This is a genomic window from Cupriavidus metallidurans CH34 (assembly GCF_000196015.1).
Taxonomy (GTDB): Bacteria; Pseudomonadota; Gammaproteobacteria; order Burkholderiales; family Burkholderiaceae; genus Cupriavidus; species Cupriavidus metallidurans.
Genome location: NC_007973.1, coordinates 1,528,656 through 1,555,014, shown reverse-complemented (window position 1 = coordinate 1,555,014; position 26,359 = coordinate 1,528,656). Strand labels below are relative to the sequence as shown.

The window sequence follows — 26,359 nt, the reverse complement described above, 5'->3', positions numbered from 1 at the left end:
ATGGACACCACGCCGGAACTGCTGCTCTGCCAGCGCATTCGCGACAAGCTCAAAGCTGACAAGCAGGTGCTGTTCGCCGAATTCGACGCGAACAACCAGGTCAATCCACTCGTCACCAAGCTGCGCCGCGCCGTCGACGTCGCGCTGACGGAAGCCTGGACCGGCCTGGAACTGCCCGGCGATGTCGCCCTGGTGGCGGTGGGCGGCTATGGGCGCGGCGAGCTGTTCCCCCACTCCGACGTCGATGTGCTGCTGCTCCTGCCCGGCGAGCCCGATGCGAAAATGGCAGCGAAACTCGAGCGCTTCATCGGCCTATGCTGGGACCTGGGCCTCGAGATCGGTTCGTCGGTACGTACGGTCGACGACTGCATCCGCGAGTCGGCGGCCGACATCACGATCCGCACATCGCTGCTCGAGGCACGTCTGCTGATCGGCAACAAGGCGCTTTTCAAGTCCTTGCAGACGCGCTATCAGGCCGACATGGACGCGGCCGACTTCTTCCAGGCCAAGCTGCTGGAAATGCGTCAGCGGCATGCCAAGTACCAGGACACGCCGTACGCACTGGAACCGAACTGCAAGGAAAGCCCGGGCGGCTTGCGCGACCTGCAGGTCATCCTGTGGATGACCGAGGCCGCCAGGCTCGGCGACAGCTGGAAGCAACTGTTCGAGCGCGGCCTGCTGACCGAGCGCGAAGCGCAGGAACTCACCCGCAACGAGCGCCTGCTGCGCACGATCCGCGCTCGCCTGCACCTGCTGGCCGGCCGCCGCCAGGACGTGCTCGTGTTCGACTTGCAGACGGCGCTGGCCGAGGCATTCGGCTATCGGCAGACCACGAACAAGCGCGCCAGCGAGCAGCTGATGCGCCGCTACTACTGGGCAGCCAAGGCAGTCACGCAGCTCAACAGCGTGCTGCTGCTGAACATCGAGGCGATGTTGTTCCCGAGCGAGTCGATGGTCACGCGCGAGATCAACGATCGTTTCGTCGAACGCCAGGGAATGCTGGAGATCACGAGCGACGATCTCTACGAGCGCAATCCGCACGCGATCCTGGAGACGTTCCTGCTCTATGAGCGCACGCCCGGCGTGAAAGGCCTTTCGCCGCGCACGCTGCGCGGGCTCTACAACGCGCGAACGGTCATGGACGCCAGCTGGCGCAACGATCCGGTGAACCGTCGCCTGTTCCTGGCCATCGTCCAGGAGCCGCAGGGGATCACCCATGCGTTGCGCCTGATGAACCAGACCAGCGTGCTAGGCCGCTACCTGATCAATTTCCGACGCATCGTCGGCCAGATGCAGCACGACCTGTTCCACGTCTATACCGTGGACCAGCACATCCTGATGGTCGTGCGCAATATGCGCCGCTTCGCCATCGTCGAGCATACGCATGAGTTTCCGTTCTGCAGCCAGTTGATGGCCGGCTTCGACCGCCCATGGGTGCTGTGGGTGGCGGCGCTGTTCCATGACATCGCCAAGGGTCGTGGCGGCGATCATTCGAAGCTCGGCACCGTCGATGCGCGCCGCTTCTGCAAGCAGCATGGCATCTCGCGCGAGGACACCGACCTGATCGCGTGGCTGGTCGAGCATCACCTGACGATGAGCCACGTCGCCCAGAAACAGGACCTGACCGACCCCGACGTGGTCAAGGCATTCGCCCAGGTAGTGGGCAACGGGCGCTATCTGACCGCGCTGTACCTGCTGACCGTGGCCGATATCCGCGGCACCAGCCCGAAAGTCTGGAATGCCTGGAAGGGCAAGCTGCTCGAGGACCTGTACCGCATCACGCTGCGCGTGCTCGGCGGCGCGCGGCTCGACACGCATTCGCTCTGGGCGCAGAAGCGCGACGACACGATCGCCCAACTGCGACTGAAAGCATTCGATCCCGAACTGGCCAAGCCGCTGTGGGACAAGCTCGACATGTCGTTCTTCATGCGGCAGGACGCTCGCGACATCGCCTGGCTCACGCGCAGTCTGTTCAACAAGGTGAACAGTCCCAACCCCGTGGTCAAAGCGCGCATCTCGCCGGCGGGCGAAGGCCTCCAGGTGGCGGTCTACGTCAAGGATCAGCCCGACCTGTTCGCGCGTATCTGCGGCTACTTCGAGCGCAAGGCCTTTTCGATTCAGGACGCCAAGATCGAGACCACGCGCGACGGGTACGCGCTGGATACGTTCCAGATCACGGACCCAGGCCTTGCCGGTGACTACCGCGACATCCTGACGCTGGTCGAGCACGAACTCGGTGAGCGCGTGCGGCTGGAGTGCCCACTGCCCGACCCTACACAAGGACGCCTGTCGCGCCAGTCGCGCAGTTTCCCCATCAAGCCGCGCGTGGACCTGCGTCCCGACGAGCGCGGCCAGTATTACCTGCTGTCGGTATCCGCCAACGACCGCACCGGCCTGCTGTACGCGATCGCGCGCGTGCTGGCCAAACATCGCGTGTCCGTGCATTCGGCACGCATCAATACGCTCGGTGAACGCGTGGAAGACGTGTTCCTGGTCGACGGCTCGCGACTGGCCGCCGACAACCGATTGCAGATTCAGCTTGAACAGGACCTGCTCGACGCGCTGGCCATCTAAGGCCGGCACGCCGGTAGTTGAAACGATATGACCGATAGCAATACGCCCGGCCGCAAGACGCTGGGCATCAAGACCACCTCCTCCAGCACAACGCGCAAGGCGAGCCGCCCGGTGCGCGTGTCTGACCTGAACCGCAAGCGTGTCCAGGAAGTGGTCACGGGGATCAAGCAGGCCAAGGACCGCGCCTCCGACAAGGACAAGCGCAAGGCTGGGCCGGCCGATGGCGCGCCGCGCAATGAGCGTCAGGACCGACCGGCGCGACCGGCACGTCCGCGCCCCGCCGAAGGCGAGCGGGCACCTCGCCGTTTTGCCGAAGGAGAGCGGGCACCACGCCGGTTCAGCGATGAGGAGCGCCCGCAGCGCGAGCGCCGGTACGGCGATGACAACCGCCCCGCGCAACCGCGCCGCTATGGCGATGACAATCGAGCCGAGCGTCCGCGTCGGTTCAGCGACGAAGATCGTGCCGCACGCCCCCGCCGCTTTGGCGACGAGGAACGTCCGCAGCGTGAACGCCGCTATGGGGATGACAACCGCCCCGCGCAACCGCGTCGCTATGGCGATGACAATCGCGCCGAGCGTCCGCGTCGATTCAGCGACGAGAATCGCGCCGCTTCGCCCCGCCGCTTTGGCGACGAGGAACGTCCGCAACGCGAGCGGCGCTACGGAGATGACAACCGCCCCGCGCAACCGCGTCGCTATGGCGATGACAATCGCGCCGAGCGTCCGCGTCGATTCAGCGACGAGAATCGCGCCGCCCCGCCCCGCCGCTTTGGCGACGAGGAACGCCCGCAGCGTGAACGCCGCGCTGGAGACGACAACCGCTCCGCGCAACCGCGCCGCTATGGCGACGACAATCGCGCCGAACGTCCCCGCCGCTACGGCGATGACGAGCGCACGCAGCGTACCGAGCGCCCGCACCGCAGCGACGAAGCTCGCGCGCCGCGCCGGCAGCACCAGGACGACAACGCACCGCGTCGTGGTGACGCCCCGGCACGCCGCTTCAGCGATTCGGCCGACCGCGCCCGTGGTGAACGTACCGAACGCCCGGTGCCGCGCGCCGAAGCGCGTCAGCCGGTCTCCGAGCATGAAGACGGCCTCGTCCGTCTCTCCAAGCGCATGTCCGAACTGGGCCTGTGCTCGCGCCGCGAGGCCGATGAATGGATTCCGCGCGGCTGGGTGCTCGTCGACGGTAAGCCAGTGACCGAACTCGGCACGCGCATTCGTCCCGAAGCGGAGATCGAAATCCTGCAGGCCGCGCGCTCGGAACAAGGCGAACGCGTGACGGTGCTGCTTAACAAGCCGGTCGGCTATGTCTCCGGCCAGGCCGAAGACGGCTATGAGCCGGCTGCTGTGCTGTTTGCGCCTGAGAACCAGTGGGAACTGGACCCCACCCGCAAGCGCTTCGCCCCGTGGCAACGCAAGAATCTCGCGCCGGCTGGCCGGCTCGACATCGACTCGACCGGGCTGCTCGTGCTGACCCAGGATGGCCGCGTTGCACGCGCACTGATCGGCGACGATTCGAATGTCGAGAAGGAATATCTGGTGCGCGTCGAGTGGGAATCGCCGCAGGGTCTGGTCGAGCGCAATATCAGTGCCGTGTTCCCCGACGACCTGCTGGAGCGTCTGCGCCACGGTCTGTCGCTGGACGGCGTGGCGCTCAAGCCGGCCAAGGTCAGCTGGCAGAACGAGGAGCAACTGCGCTTCGTGCTGCGTGAAGGCCGCAAGCGTCAGATTCGCCGGATGTGCGAGCAGGTTGGCCTGAAGGTGGTTGGCCTCAAGCGCGTGCGCATGGGCCGTGTGGTGCTCGGCGACCTGCCGCCGGGCCAGTGGCGCTTCCTGGGGGCCTTCGAGAAGTTCTGACAGGGGCGCCTGCCGGCTATTCCTCTCGTCCGTCAGCGGGAGGGAGGAATAGCCATCAATCACTCAAATGCCTGCGCTCTGCCCGGTCACCGGCCGCAGCTTGTGCAGCGCTTCCTCGGCCGACTCATCGGCCGGCACATAAACCAGAAGCCGCGCGCCGTTGCGCGGCGCGGTCCACCAGTTGGTCTGCGTCAGGTTGAAAGCCCCCGTTTCCGGATGGGTGAACTGCTTGACGTGGTTCTGGATACCGCGCACCTGATAGCGCTGCCAGAGATCCCGGAATAGCGCCGACACCGCCATATAGCGCTTGAGTTGCGCGTCCCAGACAGGATCGTGCACATGCTCGGCCATCGCGGCCCGGTAAAGCGCCACCATGTTCGCGACCATGCCGTGCCAGTCAACCACGATCGCGCGCCAGGCCGGATGTGTCAGCGCCAGATAGATGCAGTTGCGATCCTCGACCGGCAGGCCCGGCAGATCGACACCAAGCAGCCGGCAATAGGCTTCGTTATGCGCGACGATGTCGAATCTCGCGTTCTGCACCAGGGCGGGAATCGGATCGAGCTGATCGAGGACCCGTTGCGTCGTGGCGGACACCGTTTCACAGACCGACGTCCCCGCAAGTGGCGCCGGCCGTTGCATGCCGGCCAGTGTGAACAGGTGCTCGGTCTCCGAGGGCGAGCACTGCAGCGCTGCGGCAACCGCGTTGAGCACCTTCGGCGATACCCGGATCGGACGGCCCTGCTCCAGCTTCGTGTACCAGGTGATGCCGATGTCGGCCATCGCGGCCACTTCCTCGCGCCGCAGACCAGGCGTGCGCCGCCGGCCCATGCGCGACAGGCCCAGCCGCGCCGGATCCAGGCTTTCGCGCCGGGCGCGCAGGAATGCGCCCAGTTCCGGCTCCCTGCCGGTGCCCTCGATCTCCTCGTAGCCATCCACATCGAGCAGGACACCCGGTTCCTGGCGAGCATTCATGATGATTCACTCCGTTTGCCTAGGCTGACACAATTTATACCAGTCTAACTGGACTCTTGTACCAGTCTGATCGGGCCACCATACTCCGGTCCTCAAGCGTTGTCGAGGCCAGATCCGCCATGCAAACATCCCCCGCCCCCACCCTCGGCCGAGCCGGACTTTACGTCCTGCTGGCCGGCCAGCTACTGCCACAGATCGACTTTTCGATCGTCAATGTGGCGCTACACCCTATCGAGCACTCCCTGGGAGCGACGCCGTCCGAACTGGAACTGATGGTGGCCGTCTACGGCGTGGCATTCGCCGTCTTCCTGGCCATGGGCGGGCGGCTCGGCGACAACTACGGCCGCCGTCGCATCTTCAACATCGGCGTGCTGCTCTTCGGCGTCGCGTCGCTACTGTGCGGCGTGGCGGGTTCGATGCTGTCGCTGCTGATTGCGCGGACGCTGCAAGGCGCGGCGGCGGCGCTGCTCGTGCCGCAGATCCTGGCGACAATTCACGTCGGCCTGCGCGGACACGCTCACTCCCGTGCCCTGGCGTTGTTCGCGTCGATTGGCGGCATCGCGTTCATCATCGGGCAGGTTCTGGGCGGCTTGCTGGTCGATGCCGACATCGACGGCCTGGGATGGCGCAACGCGTTCCTCATCAACCTGCCAATCTGCCTGGCCATCCTGGTCCTTTCGCCGCGCGTGATCCCCGAGACCCGGCGTGAGAACGCCACTGGCATCGATGCGCCAGGCACCGTGCTGCTGGCAGCCGTGATCCTGGCAATTCTGCTTCCGATCGCGTTGGGACCCATGTTTCGCTGGTCGTGGCCCGTGCTGGCCGTTCTGGCCGCCACGGCGCCGTTGATGCTGCTGCTCTGGTACATCGAACTGCGCCAGGAACGCCGCGGCGTGCATCCGCTGTTGCCGCCGTCGCTGCTGCGACTGCCAAGCGTGCGCTTCGGTTTTATCGTCGCCGTGCTGTTCTATGCGTGCTGGAGCGGCCTGATGTTCGTGCTGGCGCTAACGCTGCAGAGCGGCGCCGGTATGACGCCCACGATGGCGGGCAACGCATTCATTCCGCTTGGGCTGGCCTTTATTGCGGGATCGCTGACGAGCCCGCGCGTGGTGAACGGCTGGGGCCGCACGCGTGTGCTGATTGTCGGATGCGTGACACAGATGGCCGGCGTTGTGGTGCTGGCCTACGTGCTGCGGCAAGCCTGGCCCCACCCGGACATCCTGACGCTCGCCCCGCCAAGCTTGCTGATCGGCTTCGGCAATGCGCTGGTGGTCGGGTGCTTCTACCGGATTGGCCTGGCGGACATCCCCACCGACCAGGCCGGCGCGGGCAGCGCCGCGCTGGCCACGGTTCAGCAGGCCTCGCTCGGGCTCGGCTCGGCCCTGCTCGGCACGGTATTCGCGCAGCGACTGCATCACGCCGCGACTTATCTCGATGCGGCGCTGGCCAGCCTCGCCGCCGAGTTGTGCCTGATGACGATCCTGGTTGCCGCTGCGCTGGTCTATCACAACCGGCATGGGCAGCCGGCAATCACGGCGTGCGCCTCGCCTCAGTCGTCGTAATTGGGTGGTAGTTCGGGGAACAGGATCTCGGTAAAACCGAAGCGCGTGAAGTCCTTGATCCGCATCGGATACAGCACGCCGATCAGGTGATCGCACTCGTGCTGCACCACGCGCGCATGGAAGTCCTCGGCCACGCGCTCGATCCTGTTGCCCATCATGTCGAAGCCCGTGTATTTCAGCCGCGTGTAGCGCGGCACCACGCCGCGCAGGCCCGGCACCGAGAGGCATCCTTCCCATCCATCGTCCATCTCGTCGGACAGCGGCTCCAGGGATGGATTGATCAGCACGGTCTTCGGCACGGTCGGTGCGTCGGGATAGCGCGGGTTGCGATCGAAACCGAAAATCACCACCTGCAGGTCCACGCCGATCTGCGGCGCGGCAAGGCCGGCGCCGTTGGCATGTTCCATCGTGTCGAACATGTCGTCGATCAGCAGGCGCAGCTCAGGCGTATTGAACTGCGTCACGGGGCGCGCCTGTTGCAGCAGGCGTGCGTCGCCCATCTTCAGAATGTCCCGGATCATTGCGCGTTCTCCCTCTCTCCGTATCAGGCTGCGCCAACCTCGGCCAGCAACTTCAACATCCCTTCCTCGTCCAGCACCGCCACGCCCAGTGTCTGCGCCTTCTCGAGCTTGCTGCCCGCCTCGGCCCCGGCCACTACGTAGTCGGTCTTCTTCGACACCGAACCCGCCACCTTGGCGCCAGCGGCTTCCAGCTTCTCCTTGGCGTCCTCGCGGGACATCGTCGGCAGCGTGCCGGTCAGCACGAACGTCTTGCCAGCCAGGGGCAGCGGCGCACGCGCAGTCGGCTCTGTCTCGGCCCAGTGCACACCCGCCGCCCGCAACTGTTCGATAACTTCGACATTGTGCGGTTCGGCAATGAAGTTGGCGATCGACTGAGCCACCACGGGGCCCACGTCGTTGACTTCGAGCAAGGCGGCCTCGTCCGCGGCCAGCAGGTTGTCCAGCTTGCCGAAGTGCTTGGCCAAATCCTTGGCGGTGGCCTCTCCTACATGACGGATGCCGAGCGCGAAGATAAAGCGGTTCATCGTGGTCTCGCGAGACTGCTCGATCGCCGCCACCAGGTTCGATGCCGACTTGTCGGCCATCCGGTCCAGCGCCGCGAGCTTCGCCACGCCGAGCTTATAGAGATCGGCAGGCGTGCGCACGATGCCCAGGTCGACCAGTTGCTCCACCACCTTGTCGCCCAGCCCTTCGATATCCATTGCCCGACGCTGCGCGAAATGCAGCAGCGCCTGCTTGCGTTGCGCAGCGCAGATCAGCCCGCCCGTGCAGCGTGCAATCGCCTCGCCTTCGAGCCTTTCCACGTGCGATCCGCAGACCGGGCATTCAGTCGGCATCACGAACGCACGGGCATCCGCCGGGCGGCGCTCCAGCACCACGGCAACCACCTCCGGAATCACGTCACCCGCGCGGCGCACGATCACCGTGTCGCCGATATGCACGTCCTTGCGCCGGATCTCGTCCTCGTTGTGCAGCGTGGCATTGGTCACGGTGACCCCGCCAACAAACACTGGCGCCAGTCGCGCCACCGGCGTGATCGCACCGGTGCGCCCGACCTGGACCTCGATGTCCTCGACCGTAGTGGTCATCTCCTGTGCAGGAAACTTGTGCGCCAGCGCGAAACGCGGCGCGCGCGAGACAAAGCCGAGCTGTTCCTGTTCGGCAATCGCATTGACTTTGTAGACCACGCCGTCGATGTCGTACGGCAACTGGTCACGACGCTCGCCAACCTCGCGATGGAATGACAGCAGGCCCTGGGCGCCCCGGACCACACGTCGCTCGTCGCAAACAGGCAAACCGAGCTTGGCAAAGCCGTCAAGCATTGCGCTGTGCGTGCCCGGACGGTCGAAGCCTTCCATCTCGCCCACGCCATAGGCAAAGAACGAAAGCGGGCGCTTGGCCGTGATACGCGGATCAAGCTGGCGAAGGCTGCCCGCCGCCGCGTTGCGCGGATTGACGAATGTCTTCTCGCCCGATTCGGCCTGGCGCGCGTTGAGCTTGTCGAAATCGGCGCGATACATGAACACCTCTCCGCGCACCTCCAGCACGGACGGGGCCGTGCCGCGCAGCTTGAGCGGAATCGCCTTGATCGTGCGCACGTTCGCGGTCACGTCTTCGCCCGTCTCGCCGTCGCCGCGCGTGGCGGCCTGCACGAGCGTTCCGTTCTCGTATCGCAGCGACATCGCGAGCCCGTCGAACTTCAGCTCGCAGGCGTACTCGACGGCATTCCCGGCGGTGTTTGCGGCTGCCTCGGCGGCATCGGCCGCGCTGAACAGATCGTCAGCCGGCGCGGCGGGTGTCGCGAATGCTGCGGGTGCTGCGGCCGTGGCACGGCCGAGGCCCTGCGCGCAGCGCCGGTCGAAGTTGATGACGTCCTCGTCCTCGAAGCCATTGTTGAGCGACAGCATCGGCACGCGGTGGCGCACCGAGTCGAACGCCGACAATGGCGCACCACCCACGCGCTGCGTGGGGGAATCGGGTGTCAGCAGCTCAGGATGTTCGGCTTCCAGCGCCTGCAACTCGATGAACAGCGCATCGTAGTCGGCGTCGGGAATCGTCGGCGCATCGAGCACGTAATACTGGTAGCTGTAGCGCTCCAGTTCTTCGCGCAACCATTGCGCGCGCTCGGCGGGGGAATCGCCGGACGGCGCGGAGGCCGAAGCCTGCGCGCCTTGTTTCTTGGCGGTCATGACTGGCTCCGTTACTGGCTGAACAAGCGCACGGCAACAGGCGATCCGGCGGGCATTCCGCGCGATTCCAGCTTCTCGTATAACTTCTCGAGTTGGCCGAAGATCGCCACGAACGACGCCTCGGTCAGCGGCCGCATATTGTCGTCGACCAGTTGCGCGCCCATGCGCTGGGCCAGGCTGTACCCGTACTCGCACACGGTCTTGAACGGCTTGGCCGCCTGCGATGCCTGCGGCACGTCGAGCAGCAGCGTGATCTGTCGGCCGGCGCTCAACGTCAGGTCGTCGCGCAGGAAGTTGGTATCGCCGAATTGCAGCGTGAACAGCGGTCGCTGCACGCCGTCGGCGCCCGGTTCATAGCGGATGAAGCGTGTGCCGTCGCGCGACAGCACCAGCCCGTCCTGCGTCGCCACCGTCTGGACATAGGCGGCCGACCACGGCGCGCCATCAGAGATCACGTTCACACCGAGCTGCACGTCCGCGCCCGCCGCAAACGCGTCGAGTTCGCGCGCATTCCCGACGGTCTCGGTCATGTCCGGCAGGTCCGCCGATGCATCGAGCGATTCGGACAGGGCTTCCACTGCGTTGACGAACTCGGAGAATTCGAGCGCGTTGAGCGGACCACTGCGATTCGCCAGTTGCACGGCCACCTGGATGTCTTCGTACTGGTGACCTGCGGTCACGGCTTCCCACGCGTTGGATTCGACGCGCAGGCCCTCGATATGCACCTGCTTGGTACCGGCGCGACGCAGACGGCCCGTCAGCGGCAAAATGCGATCGCCCGACGCTTTGCGCTCCAGATGCATCGGCACGATGCAGTCGATCAACGGATCAATCACCGCGGGCGTGGGCTGGCCATTGAGGGACTCGGCTTCGGCAGGCTGCGCGCTGGCAGGCACCTCGGGGGCTTTCGCCTGTTCATCGGCCTCGGCCGACGTCACGTCATCCGCGGCATGCGCCGCCGCTGGCGAGGCGGCTACAGCAACCTCGTCGGCCACCGCCTCGTCGGCATCCGCGGTGCTGGCTGCCGCGCGGGCTGCCGCCGCCACCGTGGCCACGTCCTTGTCCTCGTCGTGTTCGGCGGGACGCTGTCCGCTCCCACCAAGCGTCGGCTCGCGGCGCGAGACTTGTTCCGGCGGCGTGGCCTCCTTGAGCTTGGCCGCCGTCTCGGGATGGGTGGTCTTGCCCACTACCGGCTCCCGCATCGGCTGAACGTCGTCCTCGGGCATTAGCGGCCGTACGCGGCGCGCCTTGTAGATCTGCCAGCGGTTATAGGCCACCAGCAGCAGGAGCAATACGACACCAGCGATGATCAATGCGTTCTGCAGTTCCATCTTAAGCGACCTCCGCCATCGATACGGCTGCATCCATGTCCACCGCCACGATCCGCGATACACCCTGCTCCTGCATTGTCACGCCGATCAACTGGTGGGCCATCTCCATCGCAATCTTGTTGTGGGAAATAAATACGAACTGGGTCTTGTCGGACATACGCGCAACCATGTTGGCATAGCGCTCCGTGTTGGCATCGTCCAACGGCGCATCCACCTCATCGAGCAAGCAGAACGGCGCGGGGTTGAGCTGGAACATCGCGAACACCAGCGCGATCGCGGTCAGCGCCTTCTCGCCGCCGGACAGCAGGTGAATCGTCGAGTTCTTCTTGCCCGGCGGTTGTGCCATCACCTGCACGCCGGCGTCGAGGATTTCCTCTCCGGTCATGATCAGGCGTGCCTGGCCGCCACCGAACAGCGACGGGAACAGTTCGCCGAAGTGGTGATTGACCTGATCGAAAGTGCCTTGCAGCAGTGCCCGCGTTTCCTGGTCGATCTTGGCGATCGCGTCCTCCAGGGTGTTGATGGCGTCGGTCAGGTCGGCGGTCTGCGCATCGAGGAAGGTCTTTCGCTCACGCGCCGCCGTCAGTTCATCGAGCGCGGCCATGTTGACCGGGCCCAGCGCGTTGATGGCGTTGTTCAGGCGCGTGACCTCGCCCTGCAGATAGGACGGCTTCAGGTCGCCGGTCAGCTTCTCGGCCAGCGCGGCTTCGTCGACTTCCGCCGTGGCCAGTTGCTCCTTGAACTGATCCTGGTTCAGGCGCGCGGCCTGCTCCTTGAGCTGGCATTCGGTGATGCGGTCGCGCAGCGGCTGCAGGCTGCGTTCGGCGGCCAGGCGCTGTTCATCGAACTGGCGAAGCTGGGCCGAGAGCGCGTCGAGTTCGATACGCGCGGCAGACAGCTTCTGCTCCTTCTCGGCGCGCACTTCCAGCGCTTCCTGCAGGCCGGTGTTGGCGGTCTGCTCGTTGATCGTTTCGAGTTCGGCGCGCGCGTTTTCGAGCGACTCGGCGATGCGCTCGCTCTGATCGCCCGCCATCTGGATATTACGGCGCAGTTCGTCGATGCGGCCGGCGAGATTGCGTTCGGCGAACAGCGCTTCCTGCGCGGCGCGTTCCAGGTCGCGCAACTGCTGGCGTGCCCCGCTCAGCTTCGCATCCATGCCCTCGAAGGCCATCTGCTGGTCTTCATGCGAGGCCTGCATATCGGCCAGTTGGGCGTCGTGCTGCTCGAAGCTGGCTTCCGATTCGGCGCGGATCGCGCGTTGCTCGTCGATCTGCGCATCGATCTCGGCCAGTTCCTCGCGAATCTGGTTGCTACGCGCCGAGAACCGCTCCATCGCCTGCGAGAGCTTGAGCACGTCCATCTGCAGCGTGTGCACCCGGCGCGTGGCCTGTTCGGCACGCGACCGCGTGTCAATCAGCACCGCGCTGGCGTGCGTGTACGCCGACTCGGCACGCACCGACTGCGTCCTGGCTTCGTCCGACAACAGCATCTGGGCACGGGCCTGCTTCTGCAGATTCTCGATCTCCTGCTCGCGGGCCAGCATCCCAGCCTGTTCGGAGTCGGCGGCATAGATCTGAATCGCATTGCGGCCGACCAGATGGCCTTCGGCCACCACGAACTGCGCGCCCTCGGGCAGGGTGCCGCGCGCGGCCAGCGCCTGCGTCATGTCCGTGGCGGTATAGATATCGGCCAGCCAGTCCTGCATCACGGCACGAATGCCGGGCTCGGTGATCTGCAGCAGCGACATCAGCGGACGCAGCCCGGCCGGGGCCTCTACGGGACGCGCGGCAGGCGGCGGCGAGTAGAACGCCAGCTTGGCGGGCGGCGCGTCCGAAAGGAATGCCTTGACCCAATCGAGGTTCGACACTTCCAGCGCGGCCAGCTTCTCACGCAACACCGATTCGAGCGCGTTTTCCCAACCCGGCTCGATATGTACCTTCTTCCAGAGACGCGGAAGCTCGGCTAGCCCATGGCGCTCCAGCCACGGCTGCACCTTGCCGTCGGTCTGCACGTTCTCCTGCAACTGTCGCAGCGCGGACAGACGGGCTTCCAGCGAAGCGATCGCCGCGGCCTCGCTCTGCACGCGCTCCTGCGCGGCACGGCGTTCGCCGTCCAGGCGGGGAACCGCCTCCTCGCTGTCCATCAGCACGGCCTGCGCTTCCTCGAGCAGCGCTTCCTGCTCGGTCAGATCCATGCGCAGTTCTTCCAGACGGACTTCGTCCGGACGATCCAGGCCCTTTTCCTCGCCCTGCAGTCGCTCCTTGCGCTGCTCGAGTTGCTGGAGCATCTGGTTGGCGTTGCGCTGATGCGCGGCTTCGAGCTTCAGTGCCTGCTCGGCCTGCATGATGCCGGCGCGCTGCTCGTTGAGCATCTGCTGGGCATCGCGCCATTGGGCTTCCAGCGTCGGCAGTTCGTCGCTCTTCTGGGCGACGGTTTCCTGCGATTCGATCGTGCGTGCCTCGGCCAGCGCCAGGTTTTCCTCGGCCTGCGCCAGTTCGTCATTCGCCTGATCGGATTTGCCCTGCCATTGCTCGCGTTGAGTGGTCAGCGCGGCGATCTGGGCCTGCAGACGGTTGCGCGATTCAACGACGTAGCGGATCTCGGCCTCGAGCTTGCTGACCTCGGTGTTGGCTTCATACAGCGAGCCCTGTGCCGCATGCATGCCGTCCGAGGCCGCATAGTGCGCCGCGCGCATCGTTTCCAGTTCGGCCTCGACATGGCGCAATTGCGCGGTCTGGGCTTCCAGGTCGATCTGCGCCTGGTCGATCGCGCGTGCGTGACGCTCCTGTTCTGCCTGGGCCTCGCGCTTGCGCAAGAGCCACAACAGATGCTGCTTCTCTTCGCCTTCCGCCTGCAGTTGGCGGAAACGCTGCGCCACTTCGGCCTGGCCCTCGAGCTTATCGAGGTTATTGCCGAGTTCGCGCAGGATGTCTTCCACGCGGGTCAGGTTTTCGCGCGTGTCGCCCAGCCGGTTCTCGGTCTCGCGGCGGCGTTCCTTGTACTTGGAAACACCGGCGGCTTCTTCGAGGAAGATCCGCATGTCATCGGGCTTCGCCTCGATGATCCGCGAGATCATGCCCTGCCCGATGATGGCGTAGGCGCGCGGACCCAAGCCGGTACCCAGGAAGATGTCCTGGATGTCCTTGCGGCGCACCGGCTGGTTGTTGATGTAATAGGAGGACGTGCCGTCACGCGTCAGCACGCGCTTGACCGCGACTTCGGCGTACTGGCTCCACTGTCCGGCCGCGCGGCCTTCGGCGTTGTCGAACACCAGCTCGACGCTGGCGCGACCGGCCGGCTTGCGCGCCGTGGAACCGTTGAAAATCACGTCCTGCATCGACTCGCCACGCAGCTCCGAGGCGCGTGATTCGCCGAGCACCCAGCGTACCGCGTCGATGATGTTGGATTTGCCGCAGCCGTTGGGACCTACGATGCCGACCAGTTGGCCGGGCACTTGAAAATTGGTGGGATCGACGAAGGACTTGAAGCCCGCCAGCTTGATCGAGGACAGTCGCACGGTTGTCGTGTGGTTTGGGCGATACGCAATTGGATAAGCCGGGCCATACGGAGCCCGCCGCCCAGACGTGACGCCTGCGCCGCATCCTGCCCCCGGTGCCCGATAGATTGGCGCTAATCATACCATCGCCATTCTCTCGGCCGGCCGCTTTATCTACCGTTGCGCGGGTCGTAACGTCGCTATCCCCCGGCGCCGAAAACCTATAGATATCCGTCAGTTGCCAGCGTTGCTGCAAGGATTTTCTAGGCGCACGCCGTTGTTTGGCAAATACGCGCCGCAGTCAAAGTCTGGCCGATCCGCCAGGAAACTTCTTAGGGTTAGTGCTAGTCTCTCACTATGCCGGCGTGATCCCGGAGTCCCCTCCGGCCTCATCGCCTTCCGGGCCGTTCTCCGCACTCGACGTGACAGCGGCCAGCCTGAAGCGCCAAGCAGCAGTCTGGATGGAGGATTGAGCATGACCGCAACGCACCCGGCCAAGGCGCCGGGGGACCTGCCCTGGTCCATATCGGAGATCGACTATTCGTCGATCGATGTCGTCAAGGTACGCAACAACCGCACACTGTTCTATCTGCTCGCCGCCGCCTCGTTCATCGAAAGCGGATCCGACACCTACGCGGGCAACCTCGCCAAGTACTACGCCGACGTACCCGAAGCCGCCCGGTGGCTCGCCGAGCACTGGGAGTGCGAGGAACTCCAGCACGGGCAGGCGCTACGCCGCTACGTGGAGCATGTCTGGCCCGAATTCAACTGGGAACGTGGATACCGGCGCTTCTTCGACGAATACAGCGTGACCTGCTCGATCGACAATTTCGAGCCTTCGCTGGCCCTGGAAATGGCCGCCCGCTGCGTGGTGGAAACCGGCACCGCCACCTACTACCGCGCGCTGGAACAGGCCAGCGACGAACCAGTGCTGCGCGATCTGACCCGCCGCATCGCCAACGACGAAGTCCGCCACTACAAGCACTTTTATCGCTACTTCAACGCGCTGCACGAGCACGAGCGACTCGGCCGCGGCAAGGTACTTGGCGCGCTGGCCCGGCGGCTGCTGGAAATCAAGAACGAGGACGCCGAGATCGCGCTGCGCAACGTCCTGCGGATCGAACATGAACGCGAAGACGTGCCCGAGGGCGATGTCAGGGCGCTGAATTCCCGCTGCAGCGCCGTTATCCGGCATCATCTGCCGCTGGAGATGACTGTCAGGATGCTGTTGCGCCCACTGCACCTCAATGCCCGCGTGGAGCGGTTTCTGCGCCGGCCGATCGTGGCTGTGGTGTCGCGGGTGATGCTGTACTGATCTCCGGCGCCAGTCGGAGCGGATTTGCCGGATTCACGCGCGCGGCGATGGGCGGCATTCCTTTATAATGCTGGGTTTCAACCGCCCCGCCGCTGCCACCGTGAATCCGCGCCTCGACCTGCTCCAAACCTATCCTTTCGAGAAACTGCGCGCGCTGGTGGCCGATGTGAAACCGGCCGCCGTCCCGCCAATCAGCTTCGGCATCGGCGAACCCAAGCACCCCACTCCGGCCTTCATCAAGGAAGCGATGACCGCGTCGCTCGGCGGCCTGGCCAACTACCCGAGCACCGCCGGCAGCGACGCGCTGCGCGCGTGCATCGCGGGCTGGCTCGAACGCCGCTACAACCTGCCGAAGGTCGACGCCGCCACCGAGGTGCTGCCCGTCACCGGTTCGCGCGAGGCACTGTTCGCGTTCGCGCAGACCGTGATCGACAGCAGCAAGCCCAACCCGCTGGTGCTCTGCCCGAACCCGTTCTACCAGATCTATGAAGGCGCAGCCCTTCTGGCCGGCGCCCGTCCGGTGTTCGCCAACAGCGATCCGGCGCGCAACTTCGCGCCGGCGTTCGACCAGATCGGCGCCGATGTGTGGCCGCACGTGCAACTGCTGTACGTCTGCTCGCCGGGTAACCCGACCGGCGCGGTGCTGTCGCTCGAAGACTGGAAGCAGCTTTTCGAATTGTCCGACCGCTATGGCTTCGTGATTGCCTCCGACGAGTGCTACTCGGAGATCTACTTCGACGAAGCAAAGCCGCCGCTCGGCGCGCTCGAAGCGGCCCACAAGCTTGGCCGGGGCCTGGAACGGCTGGTGATGTTCTCAAGCCTGTCGAAGCGCTCGAACGTGCCGGGCCTGCGCTCGGGCTTCGTCGCCGGCGACCCCGAGATCCTGAAGAAATTCCTGCTCTACCGCACCTACCACGGCGCCGCGATGAACCCGGCCGTGCAGGCCGCCAGCGCCGCGGCGTGGGGCGACGAGGCGCACGTGCGCGAGAACCGCGCGGCCTATGTGCGCAAATTCGCCGAGGTCACGCCGATGCTGGCAGGGGTGCTCGACGTGGCCCTGCCCGATGCGGCGTTCTACCTGTGGGCCGATGTCTCGCGCACTGGTCTGTCGGACACCGAGTTCGCCGTGCGGCTGCTGGCCGAACAGAACCTCACGGTGCTGCCCGGCAGCTACCTGGCCCGCGACGCCCACGGCGTGAATCCCGGCGCGAACCGGGTCCGCATGGCGCTGGTGGCCACCCCGGACGAATGCCTCGAAGGCGCACGCCGGATTGTCGAATTCTGCAAGTCGCTGGGCTGACCGGCGCGAACGCTTCACCCTGAATCACCGAATGTCCTGAAGCCGGAACGAGGATTTCCGGCATCACTCCCGATACATATTCACCACTGAGAACACAACCATGACGCAAGCACTGCAAGCCCTGATCGACCAGGCCTGGGAAGACCGCACCAGCCTGTCGCCGAAGTCCGCGCCGAACGACATCCGCGAAGCGGTGGCCAACGTGATCTCGCAACTCGATTCGGGCGCACTGCGCGTGGCCGAGAAGCAAGGCAAGGACTGGGTCGTCAACCAGTGGATCAAGAAGGCTGTGCTGCTGTCGTTCCGTCTGGAAGACAACGCGCCGATGAGCGCTGGCGGCTTTGCCCAGTTCTACGACAAGGTGCCGACCAAGTTCGCCAACTGGACTGGCGACGACTTCGCGAAGGCCGGCTTCCGCGTGGTGCCGCCCGCCGTGGCCCGCCGTGGTTCGTACATCGCCAGGAACGCCGTGCTGATGCCGTCGTACGTCAACATTGGCGCCTACGTGGATGAAGGCACGATGGTCGACACGTGGGCTACCGTCGGCTCGTGCGCGCAGATCGGCAAGAACGTGCACCTGTCGGGCGGCGTCGGCATCGGCGGCGTGCTCGAGCCGCTGCAGGCCAACCCGGTCATCATCGAGGACAACTGCTTCATCGGCGCCCGTTCGGAAGTCGTGGAAGGCGTGATCATCGAGGAAAACTCGGTGATCTCGATGGGCGTGTACCTGGGCCAGTCGACCAAGATCTACGACCGTGAAACGGGCGAAATCCACTACGGCCGCGTGCCTGCCGGTTCGGTCGTCGTGGCCGGCAACCTGCCGTCGAAGGATGGCAAGTACAGCCTGTACTGCGCCGTGATCGTCAAGAAGGTGGACGCGCAAACCCGCGCCAAGACCAGCCTGAACGACCTGCTGCGCGACTGAATCGCGCCTTGACAGCAATGCCGCCGCCGGGCACGCCCCGGCGGCGCGAAGCCCAGCCGATGCCATCCCTCCGCAAGCGACTCATGGCCCTCGACCCCGCCACCGTCAGTACCGTTCTCTCCCTCCTGCCGACCATCCTCGAACAGGCCAACAAGACCATCGAGAAGCTCAAGAAAGGCAAGAAGAAGGACGAGGAAGGCGCGCAACCCGGCGCGGCCGACACACGCGACCCGGCCGCTCGCATCGCGGAGCTGGAAACCACCGCCATGCAGCAGGCCGAGGCCGTCAAGCTGCTGGCCGAGCAGCACGCCATCACGATCGAGGCATTGCGCCGCGAAGCCGCGCGCCTTGACCGGCGCCTGCGCCTGATGACGGCCGTGGCCATGGCCGGCGTGGCGCTTGGCCTGGGCGGACTGGTCATCGCGCTCAACCTGCTGTTCCGCTGAACCCGAACCTGACACCATGACTACCCTGCTCTACGGCATTCCCAACTGCGACACCGTCAAGCGTGCCCGCACCTGGCTGGAGTCGAACGGCGTCGACTACACGTTCCACGATTTCAAGAAGCAAGGCGTCGACGAGAAGATGTTGCGCGCCTGGCTCAAGCACGTGCCCCTGACCACGTTGCTGAACAAGAAGGGCACCACGTACCGCGCGCTGTCCGATGCGGACAAGACGCGCGCGGAGTCCGAAGCCGGCGCCATCGCGCTGATGCAGACCAGCCCGTCGCTGATCAAGCGTCCCGTGCTGGACCGCGACGGCAAGGTCAGCGTCGGTTTTTCCGCTGACGGCTACGCCGCCCTGTTCTAACGATTCATCCCCCGCCCCATGAACCCGACCCTTGCCCTGACCGAAGACCTGATCCGCCGCCGCTCGGTCACCCCCGCCGACGAAGGTTGCCAGGCCGTGCTCGAGACCCGACTCAAGGCCCTTGGCTTTACCTGCGAGAACATCGTCAGCGGCCCTGACGATTTCCGCGTCACCAACCTGTGGGCGGTCAAGCGCGGCACCCAGGGCACGGCAGGCAAGCTGCTGGCCTTTGCCGGCCATACCGACGTAGTGCCGACCGGCCCGCTCGACCAATGGTCATCGGACCCGTTCGAGCCCTCCCATCGCGATGGCAAGCTCTACGGTCGGGGCGCGGCCGACATGAAGACGTCGATTGCCGGCTTCGTGGTGGCGGTCGAGGAGTTCGTGGCGAAACACCCCGAGCACAAGGGATCGATCGCCTTCCTGATCACGAGCGACGAGGAAGGCCCGGCGCATGACGGCACCGTGAAGGTGGTGGAAGCGCTGAAGGCACGCGGCGAACGTCTCGACTATTGCGTGGTGGGCGAGCCGACCTCGGTCGACACGCTCGGCGACATGGTCAAGAACGGCCGTCGTGGCTCGCTGTCCGGAAAGCTCACGGTCAAAGGTGTGCAAGGCCACATCGCCTACCCGCACCTGGCGCGCAACCCGATCCACCTTGCCGCGCCGGCACTGACCACGCTGGTGAACGAGGTATGGGACGCGGGCAACGAGTATTTCCCGCCCACCACGTGGCAGATGTCGAATATCCATGGCGGCACCGGCGCGACCAACGTGATCCCGGGCCACGTGACGATCGATTTCAACTTCCGCTTCTCGACGGCCAGCACGCCTGACGGCCTGAAGTCGCGCGTGCACGCAATCCTCGACCAGCACGGGCTCGACTACACGCTCGACTGGACGCTGGGCGGCGAGCCGTTCCTGACGCCGCGCGGCGACCTGTCCGAAGCACTGGGCGCGGCCATCGCGGCCGAGACCGGCGTGAAGACGGAACTCTCGACCACCGGCGGCACCTCCGACGGCCGTTTCATCGCGAAGATCTGCCCGCAGGTCATCGAATTCGGCCCGCCGAACGCCAGCATCCACAAGATCGACGAACACGTGGAAGTCCGCTTCGTCGAACCGCTCAAGAACGTTTACCGTGGCGTGCTGGAACGCCTGATTGCCTGATCCCCATGGCCACCACCTCTTCCCTGAAAACCGTCCGCGACATGCTGCGCCTGGCGGTTTCGCGCTTTACCGCCGCGAAGCTCTCTTTCGGTCACGGCAGCGCCAACGCCTATGACGAAGCCGCCTACCTGGTGCTGCATACGCTGAACCTGCCGCTGGACACCCTCGACCCATTCCTCGACGCCCGTCTGCTGCCAGAGGAGATCGACGCTGTGCACAAGGTGATCGATCGTCGCGTAAACGAACGTGTGCCGGCCGCCTACATCACGCACGAAGCGTTCATGCACGGGCTGCGTTTCTACGTGGATTCCCGCGTGATCGTGCCGCGCAGCTTCATCGGCGAATTGCTGCAGGAAGGACTGGAACCGTGGATCGGTGATACCGGGCAAATCGGCCCGGTACTGGAACTGTGCACCGGTTCCGGCTGCCTGCCGATCATCGCCGCACACGTCTGGCCGCACGCACGAATCGACGCGGTGGACATCTCGTCCGACGCCCTGGCCGTGGCCCGCCGCAATGTGGCGGACTACAAGATGGAAAACCGCATCACGCTCTACGAAGGCGACCTCTACGCGCCGCTGCCGTCGACCGCCACCTACGACGTGATCCTGACCAACCCGCCGTACGTCAACGAGCAGTCGATGCGCGACCTGCCGCCCGAATACATGGCGGAGCCGCGCATTGCGCTGGCCGGCGGCGACGACGGCATGGACGTAGTACGCCGGATCATCGCCGGCGCGAAGAAGCGCCTGAACCCGGGCGGCGCGCTGGTGGTGGAAATCGGCAACGAGCGCGAGAACGTCGAAGCAGCCTTCCCCGATCTCGACATCGTCTGGCTTTCGGTCAGCGCCGGCGACGACCAGGTGTTCCTTGTCACTTACGAGGCACTGCCGGGTTAAGTAGAAAGGGGATATTTCGGCACACACCGGACCGAGCAGAACTGGCTGCGACTGGGCGGCCCCGGTAGTCATCCCCAAACGCAAGATTCCAGGCAAAAAAAGCGCCGTGATCACTCACGGCGCTTTTCACATCTCAAGCTCGGAAAAGCAACGGCCGCAACGGCCAATCAGCCTCCGGGCCCAACCGAGTACACCGTCCCATTGGACGACACCTGGTAATAGTCAGCACCGATACCCACCCAGTGGTAGCCCTTCTTTGGCGCCGGAAGGTTGTATTCCTTGTACTTGTCGATGACGTACTGCCGGTCACGGAACTCGGCTGGCAACTTGTCACCCTTGTTCCACTTCTGAGGCGTATACGGCGATGCCGCACCCATCGGCGCCGTGCCCGATGACGATGGCGATGACGACATCGAGCCAGAAGACTTCATGGAACCAGAGTGCTGAGCAAGGGCAAAAGGCGCCGCCAGCATACCGGCGGCTGCCACGGCGATGGGTATTAACATCCTCGTTTTCATCGTGATCTCCACAGATGGAACACAAGAACTGCTCCAGAGTCGGGCAATCCTCTTGAAGCTTAGTAACAACTGTGGGGAAAACGGTAGTTCTGCCGCACTCTGGGTGCCGCAAATACCACTTTACGGTCATGAAACACGCGAATTCTCCCCGCTCTCCCACATGGTGAAAGAGCGGGCGATCCACCGACCTCGATGATGCGCGGTGACGGTTCAGATGCCGTGCGACGTCAATGACTCGGCGTCTCGCGCAGTACCTTGACCGAGTCAGCCGTCACATCGGCCGGCTGGCCGCCGTAGCTGGCCCGCAGGTAGTTGGCGAGCGCCGCCAGCTCGGCATCGTTCATGCGCGTGGCGAAGCCCGGCATATCCTGCATGCTCTCCAGCCCCGGGAAGTCCTGGCGCTCAATGCCGTCAAGCATCGACACGATCAGGTTGCGCGGATCCGCATTACGCACCGTCGAATTGCCAAGCATCGCCACCGCGACGTGAGGCTTGCCTTCGCCTTCGCGTCCGTGGCACCCCGCGCAGACCGCCAGATAGTGCTGCCGGCCCGTGGCCATGGCGCCCGCGTCGGCGTTAGCCGGCTTCAGCGGTTGCGGTACCGGCGGCTTGTCACCGAGCAGGTAGGTGGACATCGCGCCGACATCGGCGGCATTCAGGTAACGGCTACTCAGATGCACCACGGGAAACATCTCGCCGTAGGCTGAGCCTTGGGGCGCGATGCCGGTGGAGAAGAACGTCTGCAGGTCCGCCGCGGTCCATCCGCGCGCCGCCAGCCCGGCCGGCGAGATATCGGGAGCCCCGACCCGAGCCAACGCCGAACCAGTCAGCGGACGGCCACCATCCATCTGTCCGAACTTGCCACGTGGCGTGTGGCACTCGGCGCAGTGACCGAGCGCGTTGGTCAGGTAGCGGCCGCGTATCCACACCGGCGACTCGCCCTTCGATGCATCGGGCAACGCATCCTTGCGGAACAGCAGGTTCCAGCCTGCCATGGCAAAACGCTGGTTGTACGGAAAGCCCAATTCTGGCTCGCGATTCTGCACCGCCATCGGCTTGAGCTGCATCAGGTAGGCGTACATCGCATCGGTATCGGTACGCGACAGACCCCGGTACGAGGTGTACGGCATCGCCGGATACAGATGCTTGTCGGGCGCCACGCCATCATGAAGCGCCTTGTAGAAATCGGCGGCGCTCCATTTGCCGATGCCATGGTCCTTGTCCGGCGTGATATTGGTGCCGTAGAACTTGCCGAACGGCGAAGCCAGTTCCACGCCGCCCGCGAACGGCGCGCCGTTCGGTGCCGTATGACAGGCCGCGCAATCGGCCGCGCGCACGAGGTAGCGGCCACGCTCGATCTGCTGGGCCGGGGTCAGCTTCGTGGCCGGCGCCAGGTCGGCGGCCTGAGGCACATCGGAACTGCCCGATCCGCATCCGGCAAGCAGTAGCGCCGAGCCAGCGGCCAGCGCGGAAATCCATCGGATTGTCGTCATTGCGCGCCCTTCCCCTTCACCAGCCCCGGCGTGCTGGTGACCACGTCCTTGATGGCCTCGTAGTAGCGCACATAGCCCGTGCAGCGGCAGATGTGCTCGTCCATGGACGACATGATGGTCTGCTCGACCTTGTCCGCCGCTACCGGCTCACGCTTGAGCTTTTCCACGAGCACGGTCGCACCATTGACGAACCCAGGCGTGCAGTAGCCGCACTGGAAGCTGAAGTGCTTGAGGAAAGCCTGCTGCACTGGCGTCATCTCGACGACCTCGCCCTTGTCGTTGCGCTTGCCATGGCCTTCCACGGTGCGGACGCGCTTGCCCTGGAAGAAATGCGCGCCAGTGATGCAGGTGCGAATGGTTTCGCTCGTGCCGTCCGGGTGGTCGAGAATCGCCACGCAGGCGTGGCAGACGCCCTGCCCGCACCCCAGCCGCGAGCCGGTCAGGTTCACGTACTCGTGCAGGAAATCGATCATCATCAGGCCGACGGGCACCTCGAGCGGGCCGACGTCCTTGCCGTTGATGTTCATGGACAATGCTTGCGTGGCGATCATGCCAGTACCTCCTGGATCTTTTCGGCCGTGACCGGCAAATCGGTGAAGCGGTGCCCAATGGCGTGGGCGATACCGTTGACGATGGCACCCACCACCGGAATCATCACCACCTCGGCAATACCCTTGGGCGGGTCGGTGTCGGAGATGGGCGGCAGCACGGTTCCGGTCTGCGTCCATACAGCCACGTCGCTGGCACGGGGCAGGTGATAGCGGTTGAAATTCCACGTGCCGTTGCCGGGGCCATCCTCGTAGAGCGGCAGGAACTCGTGCAGCGCGTGGCCGATGCCCATCGCGATGCCGCCCTGCAACTGACCCGACACCAGTGCGGGCGACAGTTGCGAGCCGCACTCCATGATCGAATGGTGCGTCAGCAGGCTGACCTTGCCGCTGGCCTCGTGCACCGACAGCTCGACCAGCGTGCCAACCGCGCTGTAGTACGTCACGGACGCATTGTTGCGCTGGACCGGCGCGATATAGACCTTGCGTCGATCAAGCACGTCATAGCCATTGGTCGTGCGCTTGCCGTTGGCATCGCCCGCACCCATGCGCACCGACAAACCATCCACCGGAATCCGCACGGCCTGGCCGTTGACGACGAAATCGGCTTCGGTCCACTGCCAGCGATTGAACACGTGCACCGTGGCGCCGGTGACCAGCCCCAGTTCGTGCGCCTTCTTGACGAGCTGTTCGTATGGCAGCGCCTGCAGGCCGCCGGCGCTGAGTTTGCCATCAACCCAGCGGGCATCCTCCACACGCACCACCAGCGATGCCGCCTGGCCGCCGCCGATGCCCTGGCTCCAGATCGCCATCGCCGCCGGCCACAGTCCATGCATGAAGACCACGCGGGCCGCTTCGCGCGTGCTGTGCGTGAAGTAATAGGCCGAGTTCGTCGCGCTGGATGGCGACGCGTAGCCCGGGGACCAGCGCGGATTCTGCGAGAGCTTGTCCTGATCCGCCTGGCTCATCAGGTAGGGATCGCCACTGGTCGTGACAGGCAGGTCCGGCCACTCGGTAATCGACGTCCGCACGTCCGTAGCCGCGCGGCTCAGCCAGCGTGACACCGCGGAGGCCTGCGACGTCGACATGCCGGTGCCGATTTCCGCGCCTGAGTGGTACAGCGCGATACGGCCTTCGGCATCGATCTCGACACGCGCGAACGATGTCTCCGCGCCCGTGCCGAAGTCCTTCTGCACACAGGCAAAGCCCACGCCATAGCGATGACCCGGATGCGCGGTCTCGTACTCGGCCTTCTTCTTCGCGCGATTGGTCCACAGCGGATGCTTGCGCGACGCTTCCAGTACTTCATCCACGCGAATGGCCCCGGCGGGAATCGCGCCCTGCGTGTTCTTCATGCCGGAGCGCAGCGCGTTCTTCAGCCGGAACTCGATCGGATCGAGTTTCAACTGCTCGGCGAACTCGTCAATCATCATCTCGGTCGCCGCCATGCTTTGCAGCGTGCCGTACCCGCGCGCGGAACCGGCGTCGATCGCACGGGAGGCAATGGCCACCGTGGCGAGATCGTTCTTTGGGAAGTAATAGATTGACTGCGCCGCCGTCGCGCCGACCATGGCCACGGACGGCGAGAAATTCATACGGCCACCACCGTTGGCCTCGAAGTCGCCCTGGAACGACTGGAGCAGTCCGGTTTCCTTGTCCACCGCGATGCGGTAGTGCATCTTGAACGCGTGGCGCTTGAGCGCGGTCTGGAACTGCTCGTAGCGGTCGTTGGCCAGCCGCACGGGTTTGCTGCCGGCATAGAGCGCCGTTACCAGACCGTAGAACGGGAAGTTGTAGTGATCCTTCGAGCCGTAGCCCACCGTGTAGGTCGGATGCAGGACCACCTGCTTCACCGGAAACGCGGACTTGCAGCGCGCCAGCATTTCCGCGGTCGATTCGCCCACCTCCGACGGCGCCTGCGTTGGCACCACCATGTGCAGCGTCTGGTTGTCGCGGTCGTACCAGCAGTTGGCGTTATCGGCCTCGAGCGCGGCGGTATCGATCGACTGCGTGTTGTACTCGCGATCCAGCACGAGCCAGTTGGCCGGCGGATTCGCCAGTTCGTCGCGGATCGACTTCGCATGGGCCATACCCTGCTCGCCCACCTGCCCATGATCCTTGCCGTCCGGCCAAACGGGCTGGTGCTTGCGCATCGCACTGGGGAACACCGGCGCGAACTTCAGGCTTGAGAACACGTCGTCGTCGAACGGCGTGGCGCCGCCCACGCGCACGAAACGGAACGTGCCCCAGGGATCGCGTTCAAGCGCGCCAGTCTGGGCGCCATAGCGCACGACCTCGTCGCGATACTTGAGCTTGTCCTTGGCAAAGCGGAAGCGCGCGAAGTCGTGATAAATCAGGATAGCCACCGCATGGCCGAGATACGCCGGGGTCTTGCCTACAGGCAGCAGCATGTCGTCGCCGTAGAACTTCGGGAACGTCACGCCGTCGCGCTCCAGGTCGGCGGCCGTCACCACAACGTCGGGCTTCAGCTCATCGCCGAGCAGGCTCAGGTCGATGCCGTCGAAGGTACGGTCCGCACGGGTCGTGCGCACGATGAAGGCGTGCGATTGCTGCGCGGGCCAGTGTGGCATATCGCGTGCGCGGATATCGCGTGCGAAGACTTTTTCGCCGTTGACCTTGGCGATGCCATCCACACGGAAGCGTGGCGCGCCGGTGGCGGGATCGGTTTGCACCGGCGTCAGATGCTTCTCTTCGAACAACGCGGCCAGAGCCGCCTTGTCCGCGAGGGGCACGATGCAAACCGATACCCCGGCCACGACGCTCGTCTTCAGGAACGTGCGGCGCGATGGATTGAAACTGGGCATGGAGATTCTCTCGAGGAGTGCGACGGGCGAACGCTGCCAGCCGGTCCA

General features: G+C 65.1%; 19 protein-coding genes. 10 read left to right on the top strand and 9 right to left on the bottom strand.

Annotated elements, in window-relative coordinates; translation table 11 throughout:
* Both RMET_RS07220 and RMET_RS07215 read left to right on the top strand, forming a co-directional pair.
* The gene (locus RMET_RS07220) at positions 1-2,574 is read left to right on the top strand and encodes a [protein-PII] uridylyltransferase (RefSeq protein WP_011516184.1); all 2,574 of its coding nucleotides are present in this window, start codon (positions 1-3) and stop codon (positions 2,572-2,574) included.
* Positions 2,575-2,601: 27 nt separating this feature from the next.
* On the top strand, positions 2,602-4,434 hold the full coding sequence (locus RMET_RS07215) for a pseudouridine synthase (RefSeq protein WP_011516183.1): 1,833 nt from the start codon (positions 2,602-2,604) through the stop codon (positions 4,432-4,434).
* 63 nt (positions 4,435-4,497) lie between these two features.
* On the opposite strand, the gene RMET_RS07210 is transcribed toward RMET_RS07215, so the two are convergent.
* On the bottom strand, positions 4,498-5,409 hold the full coding sequence (locus RMET_RS07210) for a helix-turn-helix transcriptional regulator (RefSeq protein WP_011516182.1): 912 nt from the start codon (positions 5,407-5,409) through the stop codon (positions 4,498-4,500).
* A gap of 119 nt (positions 5,410-5,528) precedes the next feature.
* Here RMET_RS07210 and RMET_RS07205 point away from each other — a divergent pair, with 119 nt between their 5' ends.
* Positions 5,529-6,971 (top strand): MFS transporter, encoded by a 1,443-nt coding sequence (locus RMET_RS07205; protein ID WP_011516181.1) that lies wholly within the window; start codon positions 5,529-5,531, stop codon positions 6,969-6,971.
* On the opposite strand, the gene def is transcribed toward RMET_RS07205, so the two are convergent.
* Genes def through smc form a run of 4 tightly spaced genes read right to left on the bottom strand, consistent with a single transcriptional unit; the run spans position 6,959 to position 14,529 of the window.
* A complete protein-coding gene (gene def, locus RMET_RS07200) occupies positions 6,959-7,492 on the bottom strand; it encodes a peptide deformylase (protein WP_011516180.1) in 534 nt (177 codons plus the stop codon). The genes RMET_RS07205 and def overlap by 13 nt on opposite strands.
* A 23-nt stretch (positions 7,493-7,515) precedes the next feature.
* Positions 7,516-9,681: an NAD-dependent DNA ligase LigA gene (gene ligA, locus RMET_RS07195; RefSeq protein ID WP_011516179.1), complete on the bottom strand. Its 2,166-nt coding sequence runs from the start codon at positions 9,679-9,681 to the stop codon at positions 7,516-7,518.
* A gap of 11 nt (positions 9,682-9,692) precedes the next feature.
* Positions 9,693-11,012, bottom strand: coding sequence for a cell division protein ZipA C-terminal FtsZ-binding domain-containing protein (locus RMET_RS07190; RefSeq protein WP_011516178.1), 1,320 nt, complete (start codon positions 11,010-11,012; stop codon positions 9,693-9,695).
* Between the two features lies 1 nt (position 11,013).
* Positions 11,014-14,529: a chromosome segregation protein SMC gene (smc, locus tag RMET_RS07185; RefSeq protein WP_011516177.1), complete on the bottom strand. Its 3,516-nt coding sequence runs from the start codon at positions 14,527-14,529 to the stop codon at positions 11,014-11,016.
* A 454-nt stretch (positions 14,530-14,983) separates the two neighbouring features.
* Here smc and RMET_RS07180 point away from each other — a divergent pair, with 454 nt between their 5' ends.
* The 7 genes from RMET_RS07180 (at position 14,984) to prmB (ending at position 20,927) form a co-directional block, all read left to right on the top strand.
* Positions 14,984-15,823 (top strand): ferritin-like domain-containing protein, encoded by an 840-nt coding sequence (locus RMET_RS07180; RefSeq protein WP_011516176.1) that lies wholly within the window; start codon positions 14,984-14,986, stop codon positions 15,821-15,823.
* A gap of 100 nt (positions 15,824-15,923) precedes the next feature.
* Complete coding sequence (gene dapC, locus RMET_RS07175; protein ID WP_029310236.1) at positions 15,924-17,123, top strand: succinyldiaminopimelate transaminase; 1,200 nt, start codon at positions 15,924-15,926, stop codon at positions 17,121-17,123.
* Positions 17,124-17,223: 100 nt separating this feature from the next.
* Positions 17,224-18,048, top strand: coding sequence for a 2,3,4,5-tetrahydropyridine-2,6-dicarboxylate N-succinyltransferase (gene dapD, locus RMET_RS07170; RefSeq protein WP_008649080.1), 825 nt, complete (start codon positions 17,224-17,226; stop codon positions 18,046-18,048).
* A 59-nt stretch (positions 18,049-18,107) separates the two neighbouring features.
* A complete protein-coding gene (locus tag RMET_RS07165; protein ID WP_029308066.1) occupies positions 18,108-18,494 on the top strand; it encodes a hypothetical protein in 387 nt (128 codons plus the stop codon).
* A gap of 16 nt (positions 18,495-18,510) precedes the next feature.
* Positions 18,511-18,858 (top strand): arsenate reductase, encoded by a 348-nt coding sequence (locus RMET_RS07160; RefSeq protein ID WP_008649082.1) that lies wholly within the window; start codon positions 18,511-18,513, stop codon positions 18,856-18,858.
* An 18-nt stretch (positions 18,859-18,876) separates the two neighbouring features.
* Entirely contained in the window at positions 18,877-20,028 is a 1,152-nt protein-coding gene (gene dapE, locus RMET_RS07155; RefSeq protein WP_011516174.1) for a succinyl-diaminopimelate desuccinylase, read from the top strand.
* A gap of 5 nt (positions 20,029-20,033) precedes the next feature.
* Entirely contained in the window at positions 20,034-20,927 is an 894-nt protein-coding gene (gene prmB, locus RMET_RS07150) for a 50S ribosomal protein L3 N(5)-glutamine methyltransferase (protein ID WP_011516173.1), read from the top strand.
* 167 nt (positions 20,928-21,094) lie between these two features.
* Here prmB and RMET_RS07145 read toward each other — a convergent pair whose 3' ends face one another.
* From RMET_RS07145 to RMET_RS07130, 4 genes are all read right to left on the bottom strand, one after another.
* Positions 21,095-21,358: an RcnB family protein gene (locus RMET_RS07145; RefSeq protein ID WP_369799881.1), complete on the bottom strand. Its 264-nt coding sequence runs from the start codon at positions 21,356-21,358 to the stop codon at positions 21,095-21,097.
* Positions 21,359-21,672: 314 nt separating this feature from the next.
* Positions 21,673-22,938, bottom strand: a complete 1,266-nt coding sequence (locus RMET_RS07140; RefSeq protein WP_011516171.1) for a cytochrome c — start codon at positions 22,936-22,938, stop codon at positions 21,673-21,675.
* Positions 22,935-23,489, bottom strand: a complete 555-nt coding sequence (locus RMET_RS07135) for a (2Fe-2S)-binding protein (protein WP_008649088.1) — start codon at positions 23,487-23,489, stop codon at positions 22,935-22,937. The genes RMET_RS07140 and RMET_RS07135 overlap by 4 nt, the downstream gene beginning before the upstream one ends.
* Complete coding sequence (locus tag RMET_RS07130) at positions 23,486-26,311, bottom strand: xanthine dehydrogenase family protein molybdopterin-binding subunit (protein WP_011516170.1); 2,826 nt, start codon at positions 26,309-26,311, stop codon at positions 23,486-23,488. Before RMET_RS07130 ends, RMET_RS07135 begins: the two co-directional genes overlap by 4 nt.
* Positions 26,312-26,359 lie beyond the last annotated feature (48 nt).

Excerpts from the sequence above, each read along its gene's own strand:
- RMET_RS07140 (WP_011516171.1), bottom strand. The coding sequence starts at position 22,938 with ATGACGACAATCCGATGGATTTCCGCGCTGGCCGCTGGCTCGGCGCTA.
- def (WP_011516180.1), bottom strand. The coding sequence starts at position 7,492 with ATGATCCGGGACATTCTGAAGATGGGCGACGCACGCCTGCTGCAACAG.
- RMET_RS07145 (WP_369799881.1), bottom strand. The coding sequence starts at position 21,358 with ATGAAGTCTTCTGGCTCGATGTCGTCATCGCCATCGTCATCGGGCACG.
- RMET_RS07135 (WP_008649088.1), bottom strand. The coding sequence starts at position 23,489 with ATGATCGCCACGCAAGCATTGTCCATGAACATCAACGGCAAGGACGTC.
- RMET_RS07190 (WP_011516178.1), bottom strand. The coding sequence starts at position 11,012 with ATGGAACTGCAGAACGCATTGATCATCGCTGGTGTCGTATTGCTCCTG.
- ligA (WP_011516179.1), bottom strand. The coding sequence starts at position 9,681 with ATGACCGCCAAGAAACAAGGCGCGCAGGCTTCGGCCTCCGCGCCGTCC.
- RMET_RS07220 (WP_011516184.1), top strand. The coding sequence starts at position 1 with ATGGACACCACGCCGGAACTGCTGCTCTGCCAGCGCATTCGCGACAAG.
- RMET_RS07210 (WP_011516182.1), bottom strand. The coding sequence starts at position 5,409 with ATGAATGCTCGCCAGGAACCGGGTGTCCTGCTCGATGTGGATGGCTAC.
- RMET_RS07215 (WP_011516183.1), top strand. The coding sequence starts at position 2,602 with ATGACCGATAGCAATACGCCCGGCCGCAAGACGCTGGGCATCAAGACC.
- RMET_RS07205 (WP_011516181.1), top strand. The coding sequence starts at position 5,529 with ATGCAAACATCCCCCGCCCCCACCCTCGGCCGAGCCGGACTTTACGTC.
- dapE (WP_011516174.1), top strand. The coding sequence starts at position 18,877 with ATGAACCCGACCCTTGCCCTGACCGAAGACCTGATCCGCCGCCGCTCG.
- RMET_RS07130 (WP_011516170.1), bottom strand. The coding sequence starts at position 26,311 with ATGCCCAGTTTCAATCCATCGCGCCGCACGTTCCTGAAGACGAGCGTC.
- prmB (WP_011516173.1), top strand. The coding sequence starts at position 20,034 with ATGGCCACCACCTCTTCCCTGAAAACCGTCCGCGACATGCTGCGCCTG.
- dapD (WP_008649080.1), top strand. The coding sequence starts at position 17,224 with ATGACGCAAGCACTGCAAGCCCTGATCGACCAGGCCTGGGAAGACCGC.
- RMET_RS07160 (WP_008649082.1), top strand. The coding sequence starts at position 18,511 with ATGACTACCCTGCTCTACGGCATTCCCAACTGCGACACCGTCAAGCGT.
- RMET_RS07180 (WP_011516176.1), top strand. The coding sequence starts at position 14,984 with ATGACCGCAACGCACCCGGCCAAGGCGCCGGGGGACCTGCCCTGGTCC.
- RMET_RS07165 (WP_029308066.1), top strand. The coding sequence starts at position 18,108 with ATGCCATCCCTCCGCAAGCGACTCATGGCCCTCGACCCCGCCACCGTC.